Raw genomic sequence first — 3,619 nt, forward strand, 5'->3', positions numbered from 1 at the left:
AATGAAAATAGTAATTATAAATTACGGAGCAGGAAATATTCAGAGCATTATGTTTGCTATTGAAAGATTAGGTTTTAAAGCTGTTTTGAGTAATAATCCAGATGAAATCAAATCGGCAGATAAAGTGATTTTTCCTGGTGTGGGCGAAGCGAGTTCGGCTATGGCAAAACTTCGTGAAAGTGGTTTAGACAGTTTGATTTCAGAATTAAAACAGCCAGTTTTAGGAATTTGCTTGGGAATGCAGTTAATGTGCAATAAAACAGAAGAAGGAAATACCAAAGGTTTAGGCATTTTTGATGTTGATGTTGTAAAATTTTCAAACAATGTAAAAGTACCACAAATGGGTTGGAATCAGATTTATGATTTAAAAACCAATTTATTCAAAGGAATTTCTGAAAATGAATTCATGTATTTGGTTCACAGTTTTTACGCACCAAATTGCGAATATGCTGTTTCTACAACCAATTATGACGTAGAATATGCATCGGCATTACAAAAAGATAATTTTTACGGAACACAATTTCACCCAGAAAAGAGCGGTGATGTCGGAGAAAAGATTCTAGGTAATTTTTTAAAAATGTAAAAATTCAAATATCAATCAAATTATCAATTTTGAAAATCAAAAAGACTTTATGACTTTAGACTTTCAAACTTTAAGACTAAATTAAAATGAGAATAATACCAGCCATAGATATCATTGAAGGAAAATGTGTTCGTTTGTCCAAAGGTGATTATGATACTAAAATAATTTACAATGAAAATCCGCTTGAAGTGGCAAAATCATTTGAAGCACACGGAATTGAATACCTGCATTTAGTAGATCTTGACGGTGCAAAATCGAGCAAAATTGTCAATTATAAGATTTTAGAACAAATTGCTACGCAAACCAATTTAAAAATTGATTTTGGTGGTGGATTAAAATCAGATGATGATTTAAGAATTGCTTTTGAAAGTGGCGCAAATCAAATTACAGGCGGAAGTATTGCCGTAAAAAACAGAACAATTTTCGAAAAATGGATTTCAGAATATGGTTCAGAAAAAATTATTTTGGGCGCTGATGCAAAAGATGAAAAAATAGCAGTTTCCGGCTGGTTAGAAGAATCTAATGAAGATTTAGTTCCTTTTATTCAGGATTATCAATCAAAAGGAATTCAGTATGTTATTTGTACCGATATTGCAAAAGACGGAATGCTTCAAGGTCCAAGTTTTGATTTGTACAGTAAAATTTTGGCAGAAGCAAAAGGTGTAAAACTAATTGCTTCTGGAGGAATTTCAACTTTCGAAGAATTACCAAAACTTGCAGAATTAGGCTGTGAAGGAACTATTATCGGAAAAGCAATTTACGAGGGAAGAATCACTTTGAAACAACTAGAGGATTTTATAATTAGAAAATGAGTTAATTAGAAAATTAGATAATGGTTTAGCAAATGCAGAAAATTATCTAATTGACTAATTATCTAATTAACACATTAGAAACATGTTAGCAAAAAGAATAATACCTTGCTTGGATATAAAAAACGGAAGAACTGTAAAAGGCGTTAATTTCGTTGATTTGCGTGATGCAGGAGATCCTGTAGAATTGGCTGAAATTTATTCGAGAGAAGGCGCAGACGAATTGGTTTTTCTAGATATTTCTGCAACAGAAGAAAGACGTAAAACGCTTGTAAATATGGTGCGAAGCGTAGCTGAAAAAATCAATATTCCTTTTACAGTTGGCGGCGGAATTTCATCTGTTGAAGATGTTGATATTCTGCTGAATAACGGAGCAGATAAAGTTTCGATCAATTCATCGGCAGTAAAAAATCCGCAATTGATTAATGATTTGGCTCAGAAATTTGGAAGCCAATGTGTTGTCGTAGCAATTGATGCTAAACAAATTGACGGACAATGGATTGTACATCTAGTCGGCGGAAAAGTTCCGACTGAATTAAATTTATTCGATTGGGCTGTTGAAGTTGCTGAACGTGGTGCAGGAGAAATCCTTTTTACTTCAATGGATAATGATGGAACTAAAAATGGTTTTGCAAATAAGGCTTTAGCGAAACTTTCAGAACTGGTAAATATTCCAATTATTGCTTCGGGAGGTGCAGGAAATATACAGCATTTTGTAGATTCGTTTAAAGAAGGAAAAGCAGATGCGGCTTTGGCGGCGAGTGTTTTTCACTTTAAAGAAATCGAAATCAAAGCATTGAAACAAGAATTAAGAAATAACAATATAGAAGTTCGATTATAGTTTTAACTTTAAGACTTTGGACTTTAAAACTTTAGACTAAAATTATGGAAATCGATATCAAAAGCGCACACGGATTAATTCCGGCTATCATTCAGGATTCAGAAACAAAAAATGTTTTGATGCTGGGTTATATGAACGAAGAATCGCTTCAAAAAACAATAGAAATACAAAAGGTAACTTTCTTTAGCCGTTCCAAACAAAGACTTTGGACAAAAGGCGAGGAGAGTGGTAACTTTTTAGAATTGGTAAGTATTAAAAACGATTGTGATGGTGATACGCTTTTGATTCAAGCAAAACCTATTGGGCCGACTTGTCATACAGGCGCAGATACGTGTTGGCAAGAACCAAATCAAGCCAATTACGGTTTTATTTCTCAATTAGAAAATACAGTCAAAACACGAAGAGAAAATGCTGATTCAGAGAAAAGTTATGTGGCTTCTTTATTTGAAAAGGGAATCAATAAAATTGCTCAAAAAGTAGGTGAAGAAGCTGTAGAAGTAGTTATTGAAGCAAAAGATAATAATGACGATTTATTTCTTAGCGAAAGTGCTGATTTGCTTTTTCATTATTTGATTTTATTACAAGCAAAAGGGTTTCAGTTAAATGATGTCGTTGAAGTTTTGAAGAAACGTCAGAAGTAAAGCTTGTCATTTCGACCGAAGGGAGAAATCACACTAGAAATTCCGCATAGAATATCTTCAATCTTTGTCGATTTATGAGTGTGATTTCTCCCTTCGGTCGAAATGACACAATTAAGCAATTATATAAATAAACAGTTAAGCAAAAACAAATCATTCCACAAACTCAAAAACTGCAAACTCTTGAGGCTGATGAAAACCAAAAATTAAACTCTTATAAGGTTGTAAAGCAAGATATTCAGTTGTATTACCGTAATCAATTCTAAAAGCATTTCCTTTCCATTTTGTTCCGACTTTAGGTTTCGAAAAACCGCCGTTTTCAATATTTTCTAGACTAGAAACCGGAATTTTAATTTCAACCGAATAGCCTTCTGGAGTCATTTTGCTTACAGATTCTAAACCTTTTATATCAAAATCCATTGCAGTATTCCATCCGCCACATTCTGGCGAAATGCATTTTAAAATCAAATCATAATTTGTAGAAAATGCATTCACTCCAATTTCAATATAATTCTGACCGTCTCCATCTGGATCAAGAAATATTTCGACTAAATCATCAGTATTAAATATCTGAGAATCTTTTTTTTGAGGTGATCCAATAATTTGTGAATCAATGCATTTGTAGGCTAAGTATAAGTTTTTGTTATTCCACGAAAGTGAAACAAAAGTATTTTGCAAAGCTTTTTCTCCAGAATTATGAATTACGAAAGGGCCAAGAAAAGGCGTTTTCCACTCTTTTAAATCTCCA

At 33.0% G+C, this 3,619-nt stretch carries 5 protein-coding genes; 4 read left to right on the forward strand and 1 reads right to left on the reverse strand.

The annotated features are described in order from the left end of the window. Position 1 precedes the first annotated feature (1 nt). From hisH to hisIE, 4 genes are all read left to right on the forward strand, one after another. Positions 2 to 583, forward strand: a complete 582-nt coding sequence (gene hisH, locus B3J44_RS14600) for an imidazole glycerol phosphate synthase subunit HisH (protein ID WP_286969218.1) — start codon at positions 2 to 4, stop codon at positions 581 to 583. Between the two features lie 86 nt (positions 584 to 669). Next, on the forward strand, positions 670 to 1,395 hold the full coding sequence (hisA, locus tag B3J44_RS14605) for a 1-(5-phosphoribosyl)-5-[(5-phosphoribosylamino)methylideneamino]imidazole-4-carboxamide isomerase (RefSeq protein ID WP_286969219.1): 726 nt from the start codon (positions 670 to 672) through the stop codon (positions 1,393 to 1,395). A gap of 82 nt (positions 1,396 to 1,477) precedes the next feature. Next, a complete protein-coding gene (gene hisF, locus B3J44_RS14610) occupies positions 1,478 to 2,233 on the forward strand; it encodes an imidazole glycerol phosphate synthase subunit HisF (protein ID WP_286969220.1) in 756 nt (251 codons plus the stop codon). A 44-nt stretch (positions 2,234 to 2,277) separates the two neighbouring features. Next, positions 2,278 to 2,874, forward strand: coding sequence for a bifunctional phosphoribosyl-AMP cyclohydrolase/phosphoribosyl-ATP diphosphatase HisIE (gene hisIE, locus B3J44_RS14615; RefSeq protein ID WP_286969222.1), 597 nt, complete (start codon positions 2,278 to 2,280; stop codon positions 2,872 to 2,874). A 150-nt stretch (positions 2,875 to 3,024) separates the two neighbouring features. Here hisIE and B3J44_RS14620 read toward each other — a convergent pair. After that, on the reverse strand, positions 3,025 to 3,619 hold a 595-nt coding region (locus B3J44_RS14620), incomplete at its 5' end, for a carbohydrate-binding family 9-like protein (RefSeq protein ID WP_286969224.1).

The organism is Flavobacterium sp. UBA4854 (assembly GCF_002399805.1).
GTDB classification, from domain to species: domain Bacteria; phylum Bacteroidota; class Bacteroidia; order Flavobacteriales; family Flavobacteriaceae; genus Flavobacterium; species Flavobacterium ginsengisoli.

Coding starts and splice junctions, on each gene's coding strand:
- hisH (WP_286969218.1), top strand. CDS start 2: ATGAAAATAGTAATTATAAATTACGGAGCAGGAAATATTCAGAGCATT.
- hisA (WP_286969219.1), top strand. CDS start 670: ATGAGAATAATACCAGCCATAGATATCATTGAAGGAAAATGTGTTCGT.
- hisF (WP_286969220.1), top strand. CDS start 1,478: ATGTTAGCAAAAAGAATAATACCTTGCTTGGATATAAAAAACGGAAGA.
- hisIE (WP_286969222.1), top strand. CDS start 2,278: ATGGAAATCGATATCAAAAGCGCACACGGATTAATTCCGGCTATCATT.